This is a genomic window from Sphingomonas sp. H160509 (assembly GCF_024124765.2).
GTDB lineage: Bacteria > Pseudomonadota > Alphaproteobacteria > Sphingomonadales > Sphingomonadaceae > Sphingomonas.
Genome location: NZ_JAMXSR020000001.1, coordinates 155,372 through 176,134, shown reverse-complemented (window position 1 = coordinate 176,134; position 20,763 = coordinate 155,372). Strand labels below are relative to the sequence as shown.

Below are 20,763 nucleotides of genomic sequence, written 5' to 3'. Positions count from 1 at the left end.
ACCAGAAGATTTTAAATTCTATTACGGAAGATACCATGGATATTTACGCCAATCGCTTGGATTTCAGCCTGAACCAGGCGGTGATAGTTGGGCTGGTTCTACTGCTTGGCATCATTCTGGGGTTATTGCTTAGTCCAAGGACCAAGCCACTACGTCGGGCCCTGCACCAGGAGACGGAACGGCACGAGCAGACCGTAGCTGCCTTGGCAGAGGCAAACCGACGGATCGGCCAGCTAGAGCATCAGACCCGCAATCACCCGCATTGGGGAAGTACGGTGCTTGGCGACAACCTGACGCTCATAAACGGCGTGGGACCTGACAGCGCCGACGCGTTGAAGCGCGAAGGACTGACGACCTATGCCGACATAGCCAGGCTATCGGACTCGGAACTAGCCGATCTTGAAGCAAAGTTGGGCCGGACAAAGGGAACGATCGCTCGTGAGGGTTGGCGGGAGCAGGCCGTTCGTTTTCGCGATCAGACCGTCTAGGAGGCGATAATTCCTCCTGGACGCGCCGCTATTTATAGCTTGTCACTCAATAGGACGACCGTTGTCCAGCAGGTCGTCCTTGTCGGTCGCCGCACGCTCATCATCTACCAGCTTCTCGATATGAAGATCGGGACTGGTGTCCTGGTCGAGCAGAGGCGACGGCACCGGCTTTGGAGGCTTTGCACTGGCCTGGGTTCCCACATCCATGCTTTTGAATGGAAGTGGGGCGCCTTCGTCGAAGCGCAGCCGATAGATTGGTTCCGGCAAAGCAAAACCGGCGCTGGTAAGCGCTTGGGCCGCGGTGTTAATCGCTAAACTCCTCCCCTTGAGGAAGTCGGTGTCTTTCTGGTCGAGCCACCCATAAAAGCGTAGCACGATGTTGGAATCGCCTACATCCTGGATGATCGCTGTCGCCTTGGGGGGTGTCGAGCACGAATTTAAGCCCGTTCACTGCTGCCAGTCCCACGGCCATGCCCTCAATAGGGTCATCGTCCGCATCCACGCCAAGTTCGAAGGCGAAGCGCCGCTCAGAGTTGCGCGTGTAGTTCAGAATGACGGACTTGAAGACGATCGAGTTAGGAATGCGCAAGTGGTTGCCATCCAGCGTCATCAATACGGTCGCACGTGACGTTAGGCGGACGACGCGGCCTTCATTGCCTTCGATCACGACATGGTCATTAGCGCGGAACGGCTGACGCAGGCTGAGCATGAGGCTGGAGACGTAGTTGTCGACCGTGTCACGCACCGCGAACCCCAAGGCAATCCCGATCACCCCAGCACCGCCCAGGACGCCGCCCAGTAAGGCGGTAGCGCCCAAAACCTCCAGTGCCGCGATTAGCCCGAGAATGACGAACACGAACCGTACGAAGGTCGCAGCGAGTTCTGCAAGGAACGGGTTGGGCGCGATCCAGCGCCACAGCCGATCGATCGACGCGAGCATGTAGCCCAGGAAGCCGATGACAAGGCCGATCGCCACGGCGACTCCAAGAAGCGGCAACGCGCGTACGAGGTCGCGCAAATCATCTCCGAACTGGCCAAGAGCCGGCGTGAGATTGGTGTTTACATCAAGATTGCGGATGAGGTCATTCTGGACGGTCACGACGCCAGCGACCCGCCCGGCAATTGCTTCAGCCCGCTTGATGTCCTCGACGGAGGGCACCGTACCGCTCAGCGTGACCACACCTGCCGACACGCGCACCTGTACCGCCTTCAGCGCCGCGATTTCGGAAAAGATGCTTCGAATTCGCCCCGAGATATCCGTGTTCTCGGTAGCAGCCGTCTTGGTGGCTATCGCGGCCGCCGGAGGGGGCGACTCCGCCGTCGCCACGGTTTCCTGCGCGAGAGAAGGGACTGCCCACACCAATAGCGCGGCGATCAAGCCAGACCTGCATAGCCGTATCACGGGCGTTCGCTAACGATTTCGATGCGGTTCAGGGGCCTCGGCTCAGGAGGATTTTCGCCGGCGGGCCAGCCCCTCGCGTTGCTTTGTACGATTGCCATCGGTCGCCTCGGTCTGGTCATGCAGCAGCACGACCTGCGTCGGGAATGGTAAATCGATGCCACCTGCTGCGAGCGCTTCGGCGACCGTCTGGAGCACCCGGTCGCGCAGCGCCACGACGTCGCCCCGGTGTGGCTTGCTCCACCAGCGAACCCGCAAATTCTGTGATGAACCTGCGAGGTCCCAAAGCAGCACGTCCGGCGCTGGATCGGCCAGAACGCCGTCGATGCTTTTGACGGCCTTGAGCGCGATAGCGCGGGCCCGCCCCACGTCATCGCCATAGCCGATACCGACGTCATACTGGCTGCGCAGACGGCCGTAGGCGGTGATGACAGTCACCGGTTCGGTGTAGATGATGCTGTTGGGTACGATGATGCGCTTGCCGTCATACGTGCGGATGTAGGTGGCGCGGGTTTCAATGGATTCGACGGTTCCGGTAAAAGTACCGGACGTAATCTCGTCGCCAGCACGAAATGGATGGCGGATCAGGAGAAGTATGCCGGCGACGAGGTTCTGGAAAATATCCTTGAACGCAAACCCAATGGCTACACCTCCGACGCCCAGTACCGAGAACAGCTTCGCCGGCGTGACGGAGGGGAAGGCGACCGTGACGGCGATTAATACGCCGAGCAGCATGAGCGCGATGTAAGCGAGCCTTCCGAACGCCTTGCCCGCGCCAGGATATTCAGATCGACGAGCTGTTACCCTTTCGATCCCTGAACGCGCCGCAACGGCTAGCCCCCCAGAAGACCAGAAACACGACAATGCCCGTGGCGAGCAACGGTAGCATCGCCAGAAAGCCGTTGACCATTCCATTGACCGTAGACCAGATTTCAGACGGATGGATCGCCGCAGCGGATGGAGTGGCGCTCATGCGGCGGGTACTTTCTTGATGTCGGAATGGTATCATGCTGCTTGTCTATCCGGTGCTGCCTCCGCTGGTGGGGCAGCACCGGCCAGTTCAGCGAACGGCCGCAGCCTGATTGCTGACGATCTCGTTCTTCTGCTCGCTACTCATGGCGTGTGCGTTGAGGTCCGCCGCATCGATGGCATCGGCGCGTGACTCGCCAACATCGCGGGTACGCTCCGCCATCGCGTCAAGCTGATCAGCACGGTTCTCAAGCGCATCAGCACGGTTATTGGCCGCGTCTTCAACACGCCCTGCAAGCTTGTCGTCTCCGTTGCCGCCACAGGCTGCGAGTGGTGTCAAAGTCAGAATGGCGACGAGTAGTAGTGATTTTTTCATAGCAACCCCCTGTTTTCGCCTGATGTTTGGGCGTGAAGGGAGCCTAGACAGTCAACGTCGTGTAGGGAAACGATTTGATCAGTGTTAAGCGGGATTGGTTTTGCAGGTGCGATCAGCCATCAGGCATCGATGACAAAGGTCGACGACAATCAAAAGGACGAAACTCCCGCTTTCATTCCAGTTGCCGAGTTCGAGCCGCCACCGCTACCGACAGACGAGCGTCTACGGCGGTGGATAGCGCGCTTTCACGCGCTCTTCCGGCGTGGACAGGAGGGGGGCCTTCATCGCCGACGATCGCCTTCAATCCAACACGCTGGAGCGGCTGGACGAAGTCGTAGCTCCTCCTGCAGCGGGACCGGTCATCGACGAACTCGAGGCCTCGATCCAGCCCTGGCTATCGGCACAGCCGCTTGAACGTCGTTTCAAGCTTATCATCCTGCCACCCTGCGACGAGAGTGATATCGTAGGTGTATGGGCAGAACGAGAAGGCCATACCTGTCTTCAGCCGCCACCACGCGATACCCTGTGCGACGCTAACCTGTCCCTTGAGAATCTGCCGGCAAGTGGGTTGCTGGTCGTATCAAGGCTTGAGCGTTGGTTTCTGCGTGAGCGTGGTTGCCTGAAGGCGGTACGCAATCTGCTCGATGTACTACAAGCCAGCGACCGTCCGTGTGTGATCGCGTGCAATAGCTGGGCGTGGAGTTATTTGCGTGCGGCGATCCAAGCCGATGCTGTGATGCCTGAAGGGCTGGTCTTCAAGCCGTTCGACGGTCCGCGTCTGCAGCACTGGTTTTCGGACTTGGCGTGTAACGATCTCACCCAAGGTGTGCGCTTTCGGTCGTCCGCGACAGGCAAGGATGTGCTGTCTCGAGACGATGACGGCGAGAGCGATGGCGAGTTCTTTGAACGGCTCGGTGCCAGAAGCCGCGGCGTTCCTTGGGTTGCATGGCATCTCTGGCGGCGAAGCCTGCGCCGTAACCGCGATGACGGCGAGAGCGATGGCGAGTTCTTTGAACGGCTCGGTGCCAGAAGCCGCGGCGTTCCTTGGGTTGCATGGCATCTCTGGCGGCGAAGCCTGCGCCGTAACCGCGATGACGGCAGCGGGGAGACAGCTGCCGAGGCTATGATCGAACCCGGCGAGGAAACCCTGTGGATTGCGGCGTTGGACGAACTCGTCCTGCCGGGCGAGCACCCGCAATCGGCGTTGCTCGTCTTCCATGCCCTGCTGATCCACGGGGTCCTGACCATCGCCGAACTTCATCGTACCGTTCCAGCCATCGGCCAGTCCAATGTCGTTTCGGCGCTGGTGATGTCGGGCTTTCTAGAACGTGATGGCGAAGGCGTACGCTGCCGCGCGGCGGCCTACCCGGCAATTCGACAGGGCCTGAGCAAGGCCGGTTATCCCATGGATGAGTTATAAAAATGGCAGGCGACACCGGCAGCGATAAGGCGGTCAAGCTGATTAACGATTTCCAGGACATCAGCCTGGGCAAGATCGTGCTGATCGTTATCGGGACATGGCTTGCCATCGTAGCAGTGCGCCGCATCATCCCCTACCTTGCGGCGCGAGGACCAAGCCAGGCGCGATTATATCTGCTTGGCGCCGTACCTGTCATTCGCCTGCTTCTGATGGTGACGGCGGTGTTCTGGGTCATCCCGATCATATTCAACATTACGTTCCAGAATTTTCTCGTGATCGCTGGCGCTGCCAGTGTCGCAATCGGTTTCGCATTCAAGGACTATGTTTCCAGCCTGATTGCGGGTGTCGTCGCGATCGTTGAGCGACCATATCGCCCGGGCGACTGGGTCAAGATTGGCGACGATTACGGCGAAGTGAGCTCCGTCGGCCTCCGCTCTATTCGCCTCAACACAGCTGACGACAATATCATTACTGTACCACACCTGAAACTCTGGACGGACAACATATCTAACTCCAACGACGGCGAACCGACGCTGCAATGTGTCGCCGATTTCTATGTTTCCCCCGGACATGATGCGGCGGCGCTACGTGCCGAGCTGATAGAGGTGGCAATGACCAGCGCCTATCTTGACTATAGTCATGCCGCAATTGTCATCTTGAAAGAGACGCCGTTCGGGACGCATTACAAGATTCGTGCTTACCCCTTCGATTTTCGTGACCAGTTTCTTTTCATCAGCGATCTGACCATCCGCGGAAAGGAGGCCATTTCAGTAGCGGGTGCTACTCAGGTTACATATCCAATGGCAGTTTCGGACGCCGGTACGCCGATCCGTCGTTAGGGTCAGGACCCATTGATCTGAGAGGCTCGATCTGATCCAGGCTCCGCAAGGAGACCGAGGATGAGCGACCTGTACTGGCTGACCGACGAGCAGATGGCGCGGCTCGAGCCGTATTTTCCCAAGAGCCACGGCAAGCCACGGGTTGATGACCGGCGGGTGTTGAGCGGCATCGTTTTCGTCAACCGCAACGGGCTGCGCTGGTGCGATGCCCCTTGTGAGTATGGTCCACACAAGACGCTCTACAACCGGTGGAAGCGGTGGGGCGAAAGGGGTGTTTTCCTCCGCATAATGGAAGGACTGGCCGCCGCAAGCGCTACGCCGAAGACGATCATGATCGATGCGACTTACCTGAAAGCACACCGTACGGCGTCGAGCCTGCGGGTTAAAAAGGGGCCTTGGCCGCCTCATTGGTCGCACCAAAGGCGGGATGAATACCAAGCTGCACGCCGTCACCGATGCAGAAGGTAGACCGCTCAGCTTCTTCATGACCGCTGGCCAGGTCAGCGACTACACCGGCGCTGCCGCGTTGCTTGAGGATCTACCCAAGGCGCAGTGGATGCTGGGCGACCGAGGCTATGACGCAGACTGGTACAGGGACGCCTTTCAGGCAAAGGGCATAACGTCCTGCATTCCTGGCCGAAAATCCCGGGTCATCCCCGTCAAATACGATAAGCGCCGCTATCGAAGCCGGAGCCGTATCGAGATTATGTTCGGTCGTCTGAAGGACTGGCGTCGTGTCGCCACTCGCTACGATCGGTGCCCGACGGTCTTCTTCTCCGCCATCGCCCTCGCCGCCACCGTCATCTTCTGGCTATGATCAATGAGTCGTGAGCCTAGGGAAACGTTGCGGGAAAGCGGCTTGCGGCCTGGGTCGAAGCGGGGAGGTCAGTCGTCTTTTATGCTATTATCTTCTGCGGGACTATCGCTCAGCTGGCTTTTGCCGAGTTTTTCTTGTTCGGCACCCTCCTTATCGAAGGAATGGCCGTCAGCATTCTGCTTGATCTTCCCGACAGCGGTATTAATCGTTCCCTCAATCTTGCTAATGATACTAGGCACCGGAATTCCCTTGGAATTGGAGATATCTACAAACCCGCCTTTGGGATATGATCTGAACTCTTAGTGGCAGCTAATGGCCCAAAAATTTCGAAAATTGCGCTGCAACCACCGCAGACGACTAGGCTGCTCACCGCTACCTTGCCCGATTTGAGAAATTGGGCTGTTAATTTCTCAAATTCGATCCAGACTGTGTGAAAAGTCGCGTCTGCGATTCCGCTGGGTTGTAGATCGGAGTATGCTGGTGGCATGGCGTATATCAAGGGTCACGCGCGCGACCAGGCGCTGCTGTTGCCGGCATCGGTTGAGGATTACGTATCGGCGGACAACCCGGTGCGCTTCATCGATGCCTTCGTCGACGATCTTGATCTCGGCGAAGCCGGTTTCCATCGCTCGCAGCCGAAGGCCACAGGGCGGCCGGGCTATGACCCAGGCGACATGCTCAAGCTGTATCTGTACGGCTATCTCAACCGAGTGCGGTCGAGCCGTCGCCTGGAAGCGGAAGCGGTACGCAACCTGGAGGTGATCTGGCTACTGCGCGGGCTACGGCCCGACTTCAAGACCATCGCCGACTTCCGCCGCGACAACCGGTTCGCGTTCAAGGCGGTGTTCCGCGCCTTCGTGCTCCTGTGCCGCAAGCTCGACCTGTTTGGGCGCGAGCTGCTGGCGGTGGATGGAACACGGCTGAAGGCGGTGAACAGCCGCGAGCGTAACTTCACGAAGGCCAAGCTCCACAAGTACATCAAGTCTGCCGACGAGCGGCTCGAGACGTACCTCGGGCAGTTGGATAATGCCGACCGCGGCGAGGAGGCCGGAACGACTAGGCGGAGCGAGGCACTGGCGGCCAAGATCGCGAAGGTGCGCGAACAGCGTCAGGTCAACCAGGCAATGCTGGAGCAACTAAAGGCCAGCGGCGAGAGCCAGATTTCGCTCACCGACCCGGACGCTCGTGCGATGGCAGCCCATCCCAAGGTAGGCGTCGGCTATAACGCTCAGGTCGCAGTCGATGCCAAGCACAAGCTGATTGCCGAACAGCATGTCACCAACGCGGGCAGCGATCTGGGTTTTCTGGCTGAGACAGCCGGCGCAGCAAAGGACATCCTCGGCGTCGAGCGGATCGATGTGGTCGCCGACATGGGGTACTACATGGGCGAGGACATCGCCGCGTGCGAGCGGGCCGGCATCACACCCTATGTCGCCCGCCCGCAGCGTGGCACGGCCGTCGGCGACGGGCGCTTTCCCAGGAGCGGTTCCGCTACGATGAAGCCGCGGACTGCTACCACTGCCCCGCCGATCAACGGCTCGATACACGGTACCGCTGGCTTCAGGGCGGTCATATCATCGTGCAATATTCAAACCCGCGCGCCTGTGACGGTTGCGGACTCAAGGCGCAGTGCGCCCGCGGAAACTTCCGCCGCATCACGCGGTGGGAAGGCGAGGCCGTGCTTGACCGCATGGCAATACGCCTCGCCGCCCGGCCCGGGATCCTTAATATTCGCCGCGAGACGGTCGAGCACCCGTTCGGTTCGATCAAGCAGTGGATGAACCAGGGTGCCTTCCTGACGCGTGGCCTCGAAAAGGTGCGAGCCGAGTTCAGTCTGACGGCGCTCGCCTATAATCTCAGGCGGGCGATAAACCTGGTCGGCGTCCAAGGGCTGATCGGGGCAGTGCAGGCCTGATCTAACGCGAAAATGTTCCCCTCCTGGCCGGCTGCCGCGGCAAATGGCGCTCTATCGGTGGCCCGGTGCCGCCTGTAACCCTCAGCCACTAACACCGCCCTCATCCCGTGCATTCCAAGGCGCGGCATCAGCCAACGGCGAGTTTTCGCACAGTCTGGATCGATTGCAAGAAGCCGCCATTCATCTTGCGGCAGACGCAGATATTGGCTGGCCTCGCCTCACTGCCAAACAGGTGGTCTATTCCGATCCACACTCCAGCTCTATCGAACCGAGCTTTAGTATCTTCGAACACCCGATCGTGGCGGACTAAGGGCCCTTTTTGCACTCAGCCTTTTATCCTATGGCAACGCCTGTTTTAAGGCCTCCTCGAAATAAACGCCCACGCACCGGAATAAAAAAAGATCCGTGATTTCGGCACTTACTCGACATCTCCGTCAGATTGACACAGAGCGCAGCGCCTTCCCAACCATGCTCGATGCGGAACTACGATGCGACCATCCGTCTACGCCTTAATGCTCTTTGCGTCCGCGACCGCTCCTGCGAGAACATGGGCGCAAGGCAACGAAACACCGTTGCATCATGCACTGGGGGCGCCGGAGGCTCTGACGATCACGGCGAGCATCCGTCCACGCATCGAGGCCATCGATGGACAGTTCCGTCCCGACGCCGCGGATCATGACCAACTATTGTCGATCCGCACGACGCTGGCGATCGATTACCATCCCGGAGCCTTTTTCGTCGGTGGCGAAATCTGGGACGTACGCGGCTATCTGGAGCGCGACCGGTCTTCGACGCGAACGGGCGAGGTCAATGCCTTGGAGCCTATTCAGGCTTATGTCGGCTATCAACTCGGCGACGCACTGGGGCGCGATACCACGAGCCGGGTCACCGTAGGTCGCTTCACGCAAGATCTCGGGGCCCGGCGGTTCATAGCGCGACAACGGTTCCGCAACACTACCAACTCGTTCACTGGGGCGAAGCTGGATTGGTCGAACAAGCGAGGTGACGAAGCACTGTTCTTCTGGACGATGCCACAGAACCGGCTTCCTAACACATCGGCGCGCGTACAACGCAACGCAGTCGTGCTCGATCACGAAGGTACTGACCTGCAATTCTTCGGCGGCTCTTTCACACGCAACGGAGTGCTCGGCGGGAGCGTGCAGGTCTACGCGTTCGGCCTGACGGAGCGGGACACACCACGGTTCGCGACCACCAACCGGCATCTGTTCACGCCAGGCATTCGTCTTTCGCGCAAGCCGGACAAAGCGACAGCGGACTACGAGATCGAAGCGACGTACCAGACCGGGCGTGCCCGCGACTCTGACGAAGCCGACAATCTGACCAATCTCGACGTCTCTGCGTATTTCCTTCACCTCGAAGCCGGATACACCTTTGCCGCCGGATGGTCGCCGCGCGTTGCTCTGCAATATGATCTTGCGAGCGGCGATAGCGGCCGAGCCGGTAAGCTTGGACGGTTCGACACGTTGTTCGGCGCACGACGCGAATACGGTCCGACGGATCTGTACGGCCTTTTCCAGCGATCGAACATGAGCTCACCTGCGGTCCGGCTGGAGCTCGAACCGAGCGACCGTACTGAAGGCTACGTGAGCTACCGGGCTGGATTTCTGAGCCGAGCACAAGACAGTTTTGCAGCTACAGGAGTACAGGATAAAACCGGGCGCGCTGGCAAGTTCGCCGGGCACCAGTTCGAAGGCGGTGTCACCCACGACCTAATTTCCGATCGCGTCAAACTGGCGGCGGGAGCAGTCTATCTTATTAAGGGGCGTTTTCTGACCCTGGCGCCGAACGCTCCCACTACGGGTGATACCCTTTATGGGTTCACCGACGTCACCTTCTCCTTTTAGCGCGTTGCCGTCGGCGCGATCCGCCACACGGTGTTCGACAAATCGTCGGCCACCAACAACGCGCTGGTCCGAGCGTCGAACAGGACGCCCACCGGCCGACCCCGCGCATGCCCCTGTGCATCGATGAAGCCCGTGACGAAATCGCGCGGCTTGCCGGAGGGTTTGCCACCAGCAAACGGTATCCAGACCACCTTGTAGCCGGCCAGATCCTGGCGGTTCCAACTGCCGTGTTCGCCGACAAACGCGCCTTGCGCATAGCCGTTACCCAACCCTGCGCCCGTCACGAACGTCACTCCCAGTGCGGCGACGTGTGATCCGAGCCCATAATCGGGCGCGATCGCCTTGGCGACCAGCGCCGGGTTTTGCGGGTGGACACGCGGATCGACATTCTGACCCCAGTAACTGTAAGGCCAGCCGTAGAAGCCGCCTGGCCTGATCGAGGTCAGATAGTCGGGCACGAGGCGGGCACCCAACTCATCGCGTTCGTTGGCAACCGCCCACAGCGCGTTGGTCTGCGGATTGATCGCGAGCGCGGTCGGATTACGCACGCCGGTCGCAAAGACACGGTGTGCTCCCGAAGCCCGATCGATCTCCCAAATCCGCGCTCGATCCTCTTCGACCTCCATTCCTCGCTCGGTTATGTTGCTGTTCGAGCCGATGCCGACATACAGCTTCGTACCGTCGGCACTCGCCGCGAGAGACTTGGTCCAATGATGGTTGACGCGGGAGGGGAGCGATGTGACCAGCTCACCCGGCGTCGTAATCCGCGTTTCACCGTCACGGTACGCAAACCGCAGCAACGCGCCCTGGTTGGCGACGTACAGACTGCCGTTGACGAAAGCCAAGCCGTATGGCGCGTCAAGTCCGTCGATGAAGACAGTTCGTACGTCTGCCCGGCCATCGCCATTCGTATCGCGCAGCAGCGTGATTCGATTACCACCCTTGGTACCGGACTTGCCCAGGCTCTTGATGTAGCCTGCGATCAGATCCTTGGGACGCAGCACCGATTCATTGCCGCCCGTCCCTTCTGCGACGAGAATATCGCCGTTCGGCAATACGAGCATTTGACGGGGGATCTTAAGGTCTGTCGCAATCGGGGTGATCGCGAACCCCGCCGGCACTATCGGGAGGGTGCTACCCCATCCTACAGGCTTGGCAATCTTCATCGGCGGAAGCAGGGTCTCATTCTGCTTGGGAAGCGTTGGGGCGGCGCCGGTCTGGTCGACGTCAGGCGCACTGCCGCAGGCGGCAAGCGTTAACGCGAGCGCTACAGGGGCGAAGAACCGACTGGTCATCATACGATCTCCCTGCTGCGACCATAGGAAAAGGCGATCCAGCTAGCGACCAGCGCTAGGACAGTGGTCAGGATGGACAGAAGCAGACCAAGTGTTCCAACCGAACTCCAGGCATCATGGCTGTGCTGGAAGGCGTTGATCATGCCTGCGATCCACATCACTGCGATCAAGCCGAAATAGAGCATCGCCCGAGGACGCCGATGCCAAACCAGTCCAAGCGCTGCCAATGCGACGATCGGCGCGCTAAAAACCAAGGCGCCAGCAATCGCCCATGATGCGAAATTCGACCACTGCATTTCGGAGGTGTTGAGAAAAGCTATATCGGAAGCCAGTCCGGTGCTGAACAGTGCAATCGGAAAAGCGAGAAGAATGCTGTGAAGCGGATGCAGCGGCCGTAAATACAGTCGGCTTAGGGTTTCGGTCACGGCTATCTCCACTTCGGCGCGCTACCAAGCGGCTGTCGCCATCAAATGTACCACGGCCGTAATTGGTTTCAATTCTCGATAAATCGCCCGGGCCGGTCGGCATCGTCAATCGGGTCCGAAGGCGGAACCTAGACTCGATTAAAACGAACCTCCGACGAACCGTTGCGCTCGATCAGGTAGTCAAGAACCCTGCTCGGTAGGGGGGTGGCGGAAATCGATTCCCGTGGTCTGATGCTGTTCCATGCAACTAAGCCCCACACTTGGGTGAACCGCGGAATAGAGATGTTCACGAATTTGCGGACTGCGACCGCCAGGTCGGTTTGAATGCGACACCCGTGCATGGTGCAATCGGCAATGTGAACCACCTTGGCGTCGACGTCGTAAGCCGATACCGACGCCGTCCAATCCACGATAAGGCGCATCGCCTGGCGCTGCTCGTTGCCCTGCCACGCGGGGTCACCGGATTTCCTCGATCGGGTTGCAATCACGGGCTCCATAGCACCGCTCAAAGCGAGACCGACAGCGCATGCAACCCGTAATAGAGTGCCGTAAGGATGCCCAGCACAGCTAAATACGCCCGGCCGACCTTCCATCCCGAAATGAGAACGCCCGGGTCCCCTCCCCGACATAGAACCTGCAACGGCGTTTCTCCGGTGATCAGCGCGACCAGCAGGATCAGCAGCACCGGGATATGGCCGACGACGTCCAGCATCCCGAACTCCGGCATGGCGATAACGAAAACGATGCCCAGCAGTATCGCGCCTATACGACCCAGAACCTCCCTGCCCGCGAGCAGATAGAATGCCAGCGAAAATTCAACGAAGCCGGCAATCGTAGCAACCGTCGAGAATGACTGCCCGGCCGTCACGCCGGGATGAAGCAGCAGCACAGATATCGTCCACTGTGGAAACAGGAATTTCTCGACTGCAGTCCACATTAGGCTCAGGCTCAACGAGCCGACCAATATCGGCACCCGGTAAACGTGAAATGAAAACCGTCGGGAGCTTGTCCCGCTCAAGGCTATGTAGGCTGCCAGTCCGATGAAAAAGAGATAGTCAATCATGTAGAACAGACCGAACTTCATAACGCCCAGTCCGTACAGGATCACCATTATTGCCGCTGCGATAAGCGATAGCCTCGGTATCAGGACCGTGATCGCCGCTGCCAGCTGAAGAAGCCCGACCAATCTATTCGTACCGTATAGATCAGGCGTCAAAATGGATCCGCTTGACGGGTCGGCCCACAGAACGACAGCCAGGTTGCCCCATAGGCATAGGGCGTAGACTGCGACACCAACGCGAACGATGACGTCGTTAAGAACGGCGACTCTGTCGGCTTTGAAGACGGTTGCGGTCACGAACCGCGCGATCAGCGCATCGATCATTCCACCGATAACGACGAGGGCGACGAAGAGCACAAGCAGTTCGAGAAACAGCGGCGTAACGACGTCGCGAAGCGGAAGCGGTGGTGCCGAGCCGTCGATCGGTCCGCAAAACCACTTTACATGGGCGTCGGCTACGCCCGGGGCGCACAAAAATACGGCAAATAGGAAACCTGTCGGCCGCGTAGAGAACCTGCCGCTCATCGCCGTTCCCCTCACGGTGCCCATAAAGGTACGATTTGCGTAGACGATTGGACGCCCGGACAGTGGCTTGCCGAAGTGGGCGGTAGCTGATGTCGGATCGAAGCTCTAATGGGGACGGGTGTCATCGCGATGCCACCCGATCGTGCGACGCAGTAAGCCTGATTTTGGATTACGACCCTTGCAGAGCGCGACACCCTTTATTCTCCAACAGCTGGTCGATTGCATAGCCACAGGCCGCGACCCTTCAATTCTGGAGCTGGAAGCCCTTGCAGAACGCATTTGGATCGAAGGGGCTGCATGTCGATCTGCTATATCCTGGAACCACCTGCCGGCCGCGAGCCCGCAGCGGGTCGTCGCGCTCCGATCGTCCCTACTGGCTTTGCGGGGAAGCGACCCGACATTAATCACGATAGGCCAGAGTACTTTATCTAAATCATGACCAATGATACGGAGCGTTCGCAGTTCATCTGAACGAGCATTGCGACGTCCGCAATAATACGGGGAGGACCCTGATATGACTGAGAGCCTGCACCTGATCGAAGCCCTCGATGCCCGCGTAGAGCGACGCAACGAACGGCGTGATTTTTTCAAGAATGCGCTTGGCGCCGCTGCGATCACCGCAGCGGGTGCTACCGCGCTCTCATTCTCCTCTTCGGCTGCGGCACAGTCCGTCACCGACGCCGACGTCCTGAACTTTGCCCTCAACCTCGAATATCTTGAAGCGCAGTTTTATTCCTATGCAGCTACCGGCAACGGGCTGCCCAACAGCATGCTGACCGGCACCGGCCAGCAGGGCGCGGTCCAGGGTGGCCGCCAGGTCAACTTCACCGACCCGATTGTCGCGCAGTACGCCAAGGAAATCGCGGCGGACGAGATTGCGCACGTCAATTTCCTGCGTACCGCGCTCGGCACCTCGGCCGTAGCACAGCCAGCGATCGACGTCAGCGTGACCGCGACCAGCGCCTTCTCCAACGCGGCCCGTGCAGCCGGCCTGATCGGTGCGGGCGCCGCGTTCGACGTCTATGCCACCGACGAGAATTTCCTGCTCGGCGCGTTCATCTTCGAAGATGTCGGCGTCACCGCCTACAAAGGTGCCGCCCCGCTGCTGACCAGCAAGGCCTATCTCGAGGCTGCTGCCGGCCTGCTGGCCGTCGAGGCCTATCACGCCGCGATCGTCCGCACGACGCTGTACGGCAAGGGCATCGACACTCCGGCGCTCCGTACGTCCGCGGATGCTATCTCGAAGGCACGCGACAGCCTCGACGGTGGTGGTGCGAACACGACGATCTTCGGTGCCAACGACATCGATCAGGGCATCTCCTCGTACAGCGCAACGCCGATCAATCTGGCGACTACGCAGGCCGCAGTGACCGTGTCGAACATCGTTCCGCTCGACAGCAACGGCGTCGCGTACAGCCGCTCGGCAAGCCAGGTACTCAACATCGTGTACCTCACCAGTGGTGCAGCCTCCGCAGGCGGGTTCTTCCCGGCCGGCATGAACGGCAACATCAAAACGAGCACCGCAGCAGCCTGATCCGACCAGCTCTGCCATCTGCTCATCTTTGATATTCAGGGATTACCCCAATGACCGATCTCAGTACCAAGCTCGAAATATTCGACGCGATCACCACGCGTCGTAATGCGCGCCGCGGCTTCTTGCGCTTTGCCGGGGGCAGTGCGCTTGCCGTCGGTGGTGCATCTTTGCTCGCCGCCTGCGGCAGCGACGACAATGACCTTTCACCAGCACCCACGCCCACGCCCACACCGCCCCCGGCCGCAGCACTGAACGATGCCGATGTCCTCAACTTCGCGCTGAACCTTGAGTATCTCGAAGCGCAATTCTATGCGTTCGCAGCGTTCGGCGTTGGTCTGAATTCCAGTCTGCTGACCGGTACCGGTACGCAAGGGGCCGTCACCGGCGGTGCGCAGGTTCCTTTCCAGGATACGGTCGTTCGCGAATACGCCCGAGAGATCGCGATCGACGAGGTGGCGCATGTTGCATTCCTGCGCAGCGCGCTCGGCACCGCTGCCGTCTCTCAGCCGGCACTCGATATCTCCGGGGGCACTGCGGCTGCCCCGGGCGCCTTCACCTCGGCTGCTCGCGCTGCCGGCGTCGTCACCGCGACAGGCGTGTTCAACCCGTATGCCGACGATAACAGCTTCCTTCTTGGCGCTTACATCTTCGAAGACGTCGGCGTGTCGGCATACAAGGGTGCTGCTCCGCTGATCGCCAACAAGACGTATCTCGAAGCAGCAGCGGGCATCCTTGCGGCCGAGGCCTATCATGCTGGCCTGATACGCACGATTCTTTACCGTAAGGGGCTCGAGGCACCAACCTTGCGCACCGCTGCCGGCCAGATCAGCGACGCCCGCGACAGCCTTGACGGTACGGTTACCAACACCACTACGGGTGTCATCGGCGACGACGATCAGGGCATCACCGGCTCGGACGCGACGGTCTCGAATATCGTTCCGACCGATGCCAACGGCCTCGCCTACAGCCGCTCGACCGGACAGGTGCTCAACATCGTCTATCTCAACAAGGCTGCAGTTGCGATGGGAGGGTTCTTCCCGGCCGGCGTCAACGGCAACATCAAGACCAGCGCCGCCAATCCGTAATCGCTGCCATCACTTAATACAGAAAAAATAGGGTCGCGGCGTTCATTGAGATCGCCGCGGCCCTCGTCCGGGGAATGACCATGATGCATTACACCAAGCTTACCGCGCTCGCCGGTTTCGCCGTTGCGAGCCTTTTCTCCGTTCCGGCCCAGGCACAGGAAGTCACGCAGGACCGGCCGTTCTCGGGCCCATATATCGGTGCAGCCGGCGGTTACGACGTTCAGGGCAACGATGTCGGTTCGTCGATCCTGTTCGATCGTAACGGCGATGGCCAGTTCGGCGACAGCGTCAACACAATCACCGGCGCCAACGCCTTTTCGCCCGGCTTTTGCAACGGCTCCGCCCGCACTGGGGCCGCGGCGTATGGCTGCCGCAACGACGATGACGGCTGGGCCTATTATGGTCGCGCTGGCTTCGACGTTCAGCGCGGCAACATTGTCATCGGCGTCGTCGGTGAGTTCGGCAAATCCGAGATCACCGACAGCACTTCAGGCTTCTCGACGACGCCCGCCAGCTACACCATGGCGCGCAAGCTGAAGTGGGAAGGTTCTGCCCGCGGTCGCCTTGGGTACGCAGTCAACACCACGCTGTTCTACGGCACGTTCGGTGCGGGCTATGCCAAGATCGACAACCTGTTTTTCACGACGAACACCGCGAACGCGTTCTCGGCTTCTGGCTCAAAGAACCAGTGGGGCATTCTCGGCGGTGGCGGCATTGAGCAGAAGCTAACGAAGAACATCTCGATCGGCATGGAATACATGTTTCACCAATATCAGGACAATGACGCACGCGTCCGCGTTACGGCAGGCACGGCGCTCGCCGGCAGCCCTGTGTTGCTCGCCAACAACCCGTTCCTGATTGCACCCAACACCAGCGGCACCGATTTCCGCCGCAGCGATGACAACTTCCGCTGGCATAGCCTGCGTGGAACGGTTGCGTTCAGGTTCTAGTATACGAGTGTCTCGTCCATCTGAGGCGAGACACCCCCTCCGGGAAATGCAGATCCGGTTCTGCTGTGAAGGTTGGATGTTCAGAGAACTTTAGCTCTAATTTTGAAGTGCTGATTGCCACCGTAGCTTAGTCGGTGACTCGCTCGATCCACAACTCAAAACAAAATATTCGTTATTTGGTTAAGAGTTATACTATGAAATTATTATTTCGAGCACAGACGTGCTAGTACGCTGTCGCTGGTCCCCAGCCATGACCTTGGAGCTTCGCCAGCGCTTAGAGGCGGGCGAAACGGCGCCTGAAATTGCCAAAGCAATGAATCGTTCGATCTCAGCCGTTCAAACCAAGATGTTCAGGCTCAACGTTCTGGCTCAATGATCCGAGGCAACATTCAAGTTAGTGGTGGAAGACCGGGGTCCCAGTGCTTGGGTTCTTCCCTTGGCACTATCGGCAAAGCATAGTTTAAAACCGGTCAGCTAAGGATTCCCGTTTTTCCGTGTCGTTTAGGCAATTTCGAGAAAATCGATTTGGGAACAGGTTTCGAGAAAACGGCACCCAACACCAGTGCTTTTCAGGGCGGCGAGCTGGATATTCCCCACTTGACCTTCGCTATTGGGGAGCCTCAGTAGCTATCCGTGACGGCGCTATGGAACGAGATCGTCACTCAAATTCGCGGCATCTTTGATAAAATCCGACCAGATCGCGAGTATAGCACTCTGCTCAAGATCATCCCTCGATATATGAGAGGCCGGCCATCAGGTCGCCGAGTTCCGCGGCCGGCACCACGCCAGAACGATGAAGGACGGCTGCTAACAGCGCCAATGCCTTGCCGTGCGCGTAGATAAGCGATCGATCCATGCGGCGTTCTAGCGTGAGACCGCAGCGACCGGAACCGTGCTCGTCTAATGTGCGAAATTGGTCTGTGGTCAGGCTACCACCATTAGTCTCGGTCGTTGCGCCCTGCGGCTAATTTTTGCGTGTGCTCAACTCGCTCAGCCATCTGGTCCCATCGCTCAGCAGCGCGCAATGCGCGGTCTCGAACGTTTGGTAGAACGGCAGTGCTCGCTTCCAAGCGCTCCGCTTCGGCTCGTTCTCTGAACAATTTTGCGTCGTCTGCCATGCAGGCCATAGTATATAGCTTTGTCAGCTACATGGAGCTTTTTATGTCCGATGATACCTATCAGCCCAACGCTGTCGAGCTCGCCACCGAATTGACAGTTGCGTGGTTGAGTAACCCTAATACGCGGACGTCCGCTGATGACGTTCCAGCATTCCTGTCTCAGATGCACGCCAGCGTTCAGTCGCTTGTTGGTGGTTCGCAGACGCCCGAGGTGCCTGCCGAGGAAGCTAAGGAATATGTCGGCGCAGTGACCGCCCGAAAATCGCTGGCCAGCCCGGATCACATCATCAGCATGATCGATGGCAAATCGTACAAGACGCTGCGGCGTCACCTTGCGACGAACGGGATGACGCCCGCAGAGTATCGCGAGCGCTACAACCTTAAGGCAGATTATCCGATGGTCGCCGCGACATATTCGGAAAGCCGTCGCGCAATGGCAAAGAAGATCGGCTTGGGTCGCAAGCCAGGTCAGGCAAATGCCACCAAGGCAAAGGCTGCAAAACCAGCGCCGAAACCCAAGGCTGACGACGGAGCATCAGAGTAATATTGGATGAAGCTGGATCTCTCTTCCGCCGACCTTTGGCGATCATTCCGTAATGACTGGTGGGGCACCCTCAAACGCGCCTGGGCCAGTTCCAACGACGACAATTTAGGCATGATCGCTGCCGGGGCCGCCTTCTATATCATAGCGTCGATCGCGCCGATTTTGGCGGCGATTGTCTTGAGCTACGGTCTGTTTGCTGACGCCCAGACGGTGCAGGGCAACATTAGAGATCTTTTCGCAGCGGTTCCCAAAGACGTGGCCGTCCTGATCAGTCAGCAGCTGGACACCGTGGTCTCAGGATCGCAGGGCAAGAAAGGGTTTGGTCTTGTCGCGGCGCTGCTGATCGCCCTGTATGGCGGTAGCAAAGCGGCGACATCGATGATGACGGCTCTCAACGTCGCCTATGAGGTCACGGAGAAGCGCAACTTTATCGTATGGACCCTCACCTCTTTCGCGGTCGTCCTAGGCGGCATATTGTTGGTGTTCGTCGGCATCGGAGCGAGCGCCGTAGCGGCATTTGTCGGCTCGCTAGTTCCCTGGTTCCCAGACGCCGTTCTGGTTCTGATCAGGATCGCGACTTATCTCCTGCTAGCCATAATAGTGATAACAGGCGCATCGCTGCTGTTCCGCTTTGGGCCCTATCGTCCACGAGCACGATTGCGAATTGCAACGCTAGGCACGGTGACCGCTACCGCAGTCTGGCTGCTCGCAAGCGCCGGTTTCAGCCTCTACGTATCCAACTTCGGCAATTACGGCGCGGCGTATGGCTCGCTGAGTGCCGTGATCGTCGCACTGACCGGCTATGGCTAAGCGTCTATTCTTTTCTGCTGGGGGCGGCTTTGGACGTGCAAGCGTATCACTCGAAGGCAAAATGAGCTTGCAGCACTTGCTAATAGGGGTGCGATTTGCAGATCAACATTAAACACGAAGGCTGCCGCACTGTCGAAGATGCCGATTTTGCCAAGATGCTGGCGTCACATGATAAATCGATGGCAAGATATGCGAGATATCTAGCGAGAGGGGAAGCTGATGCCGACGACCTCTTTCAAGATACATTGCTTCGATGCTGGGCAGCCCGCCATACGTTTCAGACGGGAACGAACCTTGGGGCTTGGATAAGAATCGTAATGCGAAACAGATTTATATCTGGAACGCGCAGATCGTGGTTGATGGTCGATATCGACGACCATGATCTTGATCCCCTACTTATAACCGAACCTTCTCAAGAAACAATTGTCACGTTGAAAGACATTTACAAAGCTCTTAGTAAATTACCGACCGAACAAAGTAGCGCTATAGTTCTAGCATCTGAGGGATTTTCGATGGAAGAAGCCTCCCAGAAGACGGGAATATCGATTGGCGCATTTAAAAGCCGTTTAATGCGTGGGCGCATACAACTTCGAATATTACATGATGGTTGATGGTAAGCGACAGCCAGGAAAAATCTCAAAATTGTAGCTCAATCGAGGTGATTGCGGGGCTTAGCGTATTTTTCCGACCATCCTTTCACTGAACCCGCGATATGGGTGATTGTCCCTACCCAGCGGCGGCTTGGTGGGGACAATCACATCAACCGGCCGCTTCTTTGCTGTCGGCGTCATTCGATCAGTTAGTCTTGACCATGGTCTTCTATGACAACCGATGGGGTCTGATCGATCTTGTCGCCGGCAAGCAATGATTCCCGATTGAGCATTCCCGCCGAGAAAGCCAGATCGGGCGAGAACGCCCAATAGCGGACGTCCGTGAGTTTAGGCGTCGTTCCATCCGCCGTTGCGGTTCGAGAAGAGGCGAGCGATAATGTTGCAAGAACCCACGTCGGAGTTGCGCAGCTATGGCGGATGCACCGGTTAAAGGCCCCTCATCCTACTTCCCCTCCATCGAGAAGAAGTATGGTCGCCCGATCGCTGAATGGCAGGCGTTGGTGCGCCAGAACCTCCCAGCGAAGCACATGGATCTGGTTGCCATGCTGAAGACCGACCACGGGATGGGTCATGGTCACGCGAACGCCTTGGTCGCGCACACGTTGGCAGCAGCCAAGAACTAATCGAAGCGGCGATCGGGCGAACGTCCGCTTTCTTCCCCAACCCGGACATTCCCGAAACTCGATCCCATTCGGGACGATCAGGGCAGGCGTAAGGC

The 20,763-nt window shown here is 58.8% G+C and carries 25 protein-coding genes and 1 pseudogene; 15 read left to right on the top strand and 11 right to left on the bottom strand.

Annotated features, from left to right (window positions below; all coding sequences use genetic code 11):
* The first annotated feature begins 35 nt into the window (after nucleotides 1–35).
* The gene (locus NHF48_RS00955) at nucleotides 36–488 is read left to right on the top strand and encodes a hypothetical protein (RefSeq protein ID WP_253069742.1); all 453 of its coding nucleotides are present in this window, start codon (nucleotides 36–38) and stop codon (nucleotides 486–488) included.
* 42 nt (nucleotides 489–530) lie between these two features.
* Here the strand turns inward: NHF48_RS00955 and NHF48_RS00950 are convergent, their stop codons facing one another.
* From NHF48_RS00950 to NHF48_RS00930, 5 genes are all read right to left on the bottom strand, one after another.
* The gene (locus tag NHF48_RS00950; RefSeq protein WP_253069741.1) at nucleotides 531–755 is read right to left on the bottom strand and encodes a hypothetical protein; all 225 of its coding nucleotides are present in this window, start codon (nucleotides 753–755) and stop codon (nucleotides 531–533) included.
* A 37-nt stretch (nucleotides 756–792) separates the two neighbouring features.
* Complete coding sequence (locus NHF48_RS00945) at nucleotides 793–1,866, bottom strand: mechanosensitive ion channel domain-containing protein (RefSeq protein ID WP_253069740.1); 1,074 nt, start codon at nucleotides 1,864–1,866, stop codon at nucleotides 793–795.
* A 66-nt stretch (nucleotides 1,867–1,932) separates the two neighbouring features.
* Nucleotides 1,933–2,622: a mechanosensitive ion channel family protein gene (locus NHF48_RS00940; RefSeq protein WP_253069739.1), complete on the bottom strand. Its 690-nt coding sequence runs from the start codon at nucleotides 2,620–2,622 to the stop codon at nucleotides 1,933–1,935.
* A gap of 49 nt (nucleotides 2,623–2,671) precedes the next feature.
* A complete protein-coding gene (locus tag NHF48_RS00935) occupies nucleotides 2,672–2,860 on the bottom strand; it encodes a hypothetical protein (RefSeq protein ID WP_253069738.1) in 189 nt (62 codons plus the stop codon).
* Nucleotides 2,861–2,947: 87 nt separating this feature from the next.
* Nucleotides 2,948–3,232, bottom strand: coding sequence for a hypothetical protein (locus NHF48_RS00930; RefSeq protein ID WP_253069737.1), 285 nt, complete (start codon nucleotides 3,230–3,232; stop codon nucleotides 2,948–2,950).
* Nucleotides 3,233–3,494: 262 nt separating this feature from the next.
* Between NHF48_RS00930 and NHF48_RS00925 the strand changes: the two genes are divergently transcribed.
* The 3 genes from NHF48_RS00925 (at nucleotide 3,495) to NHF48_RS00915 (ending at nucleotide 6,308) form a co-directional block, all read left to right on the top strand.
* Nucleotides 3,495–4,652: a hypothetical protein gene (locus NHF48_RS00925; RefSeq protein WP_253069736.1), complete on the top strand. Its 1,158-nt coding sequence runs from the start codon at nucleotides 3,495–3,497 to the stop codon at nucleotides 4,650–4,652.
* 2 nt (nucleotides 4,653–4,654) lie between these two features.
* Nucleotides 4,655–5,491: a mechanosensitive ion channel family protein gene (locus tag NHF48_RS00920; RefSeq protein WP_253069735.1), complete on the top strand. Its 837-nt coding sequence runs from the start codon at nucleotides 4,655–4,657 to the stop codon at nucleotides 5,489–5,491.
* Between the two features lie 60 nt (nucleotides 5,492–5,551).
* Nucleotides 5,552–6,308 (top strand): IS5 family transposase gene (locus tag NHF48_RS00915; protein WP_253069734.1). Its coding sequence is split into 2 segments (ribosomal slippage): nucleotides 5,552–5,883 and nucleotides 5,882–6,308, totalling 759 coding nucleotides; the frame shifts between segments, so codons are not numbered across the junction.
* Between the two features lie 68 nt (nucleotides 6,309–6,376).
* On the opposite strand, the gene NHF48_RS00910 is transcribed toward NHF48_RS00915, so the two are convergent.
* Nucleotides 6,377–6,547: a CsbD family protein gene (locus tag NHF48_RS00910; RefSeq protein ID WP_253069733.1), complete on the bottom strand. Its 171-nt coding sequence runs from the start codon at nucleotides 6,545–6,547 to the stop codon at nucleotides 6,377–6,379.
* Between the two features lie 246 nt (nucleotides 6,548–6,793).
* Between NHF48_RS00910 and NHF48_RS24460 the strand changes: the two are divergent.
* The 3 genes and pseudogenes from NHF48_RS24460 to NHF48_RS00895 form a co-directional block, all read left to right on the top strand.
* A pseudogene (locus tag NHF48_RS24460) lies at nucleotides 6,794–7,102 on the top strand (transposase); the annotation flags it as partial.
* A 608-nt stretch (nucleotides 7,103–7,710) separates the two neighbouring features.
* Nucleotides 7,711–8,223, top strand: a complete 513-nt coding sequence (locus tag NHF48_RS00900; protein WP_342454540.1) for a transposase — start codon at nucleotides 7,711–7,713, stop codon at nucleotides 8,221–8,223.
* Nucleotides 8,224–8,795: 572 nt separating this feature from the next.
* Nucleotides 8,796–10,088 carry an alginate export family protein gene (locus tag NHF48_RS00895; protein WP_253069731.1) on the top strand — a complete coding sequence of 431 codons (1,293 nt, stop codon included), beginning with the start codon at nucleotides 8,796–8,798 and terminating at the stop codon, nucleotides 10,086–10,088.
* Here the strand turns inward: NHF48_RS00895 and NHF48_RS00890 are convergent.
* The 4 genes from NHF48_RS00890 to NHF48_RS00875 all read right to left on the bottom strand — a co-directional run bounded on the left by NHF48_RS00890 (nucleotide 10,085) and on the right by NHF48_RS00875 (nucleotide 13,393).
* Nucleotides 10,085–11,383 carry a PQQ-dependent sugar dehydrogenase gene (locus NHF48_RS00890; protein WP_253069730.1) on the bottom strand — a complete coding sequence of 433 codons (1,299 nt, stop codon included), beginning with the start codon at nucleotides 11,381–11,383 and terminating at the stop codon, nucleotides 10,085–10,087. The genes NHF48_RS00895 and NHF48_RS00890 overlap by 4 nt on opposite strands.
* The gene (locus tag NHF48_RS00885) at nucleotides 11,383–11,808 is read right to left on the bottom strand and encodes a DUF2231 domain-containing protein (RefSeq protein ID WP_253069729.1); all 426 of its coding nucleotides are present in this window, start codon (nucleotides 11,806–11,808) and stop codon (nucleotides 11,383–11,385) included. The genes NHF48_RS00890 and NHF48_RS00885 overlap by 1 nt, the downstream gene beginning before the upstream one ends.
* A gap of 128 nt (nucleotides 11,809–11,936) precedes the next feature.
* Entirely contained in the window at nucleotides 11,937–12,305 is a 369-nt protein-coding gene (locus NHF48_RS00880) for a hypothetical protein (protein WP_253069728.1), read from the bottom strand.
* A gap of 8 nt (nucleotides 12,306–12,313) precedes the next feature.
* The gene (locus tag NHF48_RS00875) at nucleotides 12,314–13,393 is read right to left on the bottom strand and encodes a hypothetical protein (protein WP_253069727.1); all 1,080 of its coding nucleotides are present in this window, start codon (nucleotides 13,391–13,393) and stop codon (nucleotides 12,314–12,316) included.
* Between the two features lie 514 nt (nucleotides 13,394–13,907).
* Between NHF48_RS00875 and NHF48_RS00870 the strand changes: the two genes are divergently transcribed.
* The 4 genes from NHF48_RS00870 (at nucleotide 13,908) to NHF48_RS00855 (ending at nucleotide 17,338) form a co-directional block, all read left to right on the top strand.
* Nucleotides 13,908–14,927: a ferritin-like domain-containing protein gene (locus tag NHF48_RS00870; protein ID WP_253069726.1), complete on the top strand. Its 1,020-nt coding sequence runs from the start codon at nucleotides 13,908–13,910 to the stop codon at nucleotides 14,925–14,927.
* 50 nt (nucleotides 14,928–14,977) lie between these two features.
* The gene (locus NHF48_RS00865) at nucleotides 14,978–16,012 is read left to right on the top strand and encodes a ferritin-like domain-containing protein (protein ID WP_253069725.1); all 1,035 of its coding nucleotides are present in this window, start codon (nucleotides 14,978–14,980) and stop codon (nucleotides 16,010–16,012) included.
* Between the two features lie 83 nt (nucleotides 16,013–16,095).
* On the top strand, nucleotides 16,096–16,962 hold the full coding sequence (locus tag NHF48_RS00860; protein WP_263816577.1) for an outer membrane protein: 867 nt from the start codon (nucleotides 16,096–16,098) through the stop codon (nucleotides 16,960–16,962).
* A 250-nt stretch (nucleotides 16,963–17,212) separates the two neighbouring features.
* Nucleotides 17,213–17,338: a hypothetical protein gene (locus NHF48_RS00855; protein WP_263816575.1), complete on the top strand. Its 126-nt coding sequence runs from the start codon at nucleotides 17,213–17,215 to the stop codon at nucleotides 17,336–17,338.
* Between the two features lie 348 nt (nucleotides 17,339–17,686).
* Here NHF48_RS00855 and NHF48_RS00850 read toward each other — a convergent pair whose 3' ends face one another.
* A complete protein-coding gene (locus NHF48_RS00850) occupies nucleotides 17,687–17,818 on the bottom strand; it encodes a hypothetical protein (RefSeq protein ID WP_263816574.1) in 132 nt (43 codons plus the stop codon).
* A gap of 305 nt (nucleotides 17,819–18,123) precedes the next feature.
* On the opposite strand from NHF48_RS00850, the gene NHF48_RS00845 reads away from it, so the two are divergent.
* The 4 genes from NHF48_RS00845 to NHF48_RS00830 all read left to right on the top strand — a co-directional run bounded on the left by NHF48_RS00845 (nucleotide 18,124) and on the right by NHF48_RS00830 (nucleotide 20,668).
* On the top strand, nucleotides 18,124–18,624 hold the full coding sequence (locus NHF48_RS00845; protein WP_253069955.1) for a MucR family transcriptional regulator: 501 nt from the start codon (nucleotides 18,124–18,126) through the stop codon (nucleotides 18,622–18,624).
* A gap of 6 nt (nucleotides 18,625–18,630) precedes the next feature.
* The gene (locus NHF48_RS00840; RefSeq protein ID WP_253069723.1) at nucleotides 18,631–19,434 is read left to right on the top strand and encodes a YihY/virulence factor BrkB family protein; all 804 of its coding nucleotides are present in this window, start codon (nucleotides 18,631–18,633) and stop codon (nucleotides 19,432–19,434) included.
* 95 nt (nucleotides 19,435–19,529) lie between these two features.
* A complete protein-coding gene (locus NHF48_RS00835) occupies nucleotides 19,530–20,045 on the top strand; it encodes an RNA polymerase sigma factor (RefSeq protein WP_253069722.1) in 516 nt (171 codons plus the stop codon).
* A gap of 410 nt (nucleotides 20,046–20,455) precedes the next feature.
* A complete protein-coding gene (locus NHF48_RS00830) occupies nucleotides 20,456–20,668 on the top strand; it encodes a DUF4287 domain-containing protein (RefSeq protein WP_253069721.1) in 213 nt (70 codons plus the stop codon).
* Nucleotides 20,669–20,763 lie beyond the last annotated feature (95 nt).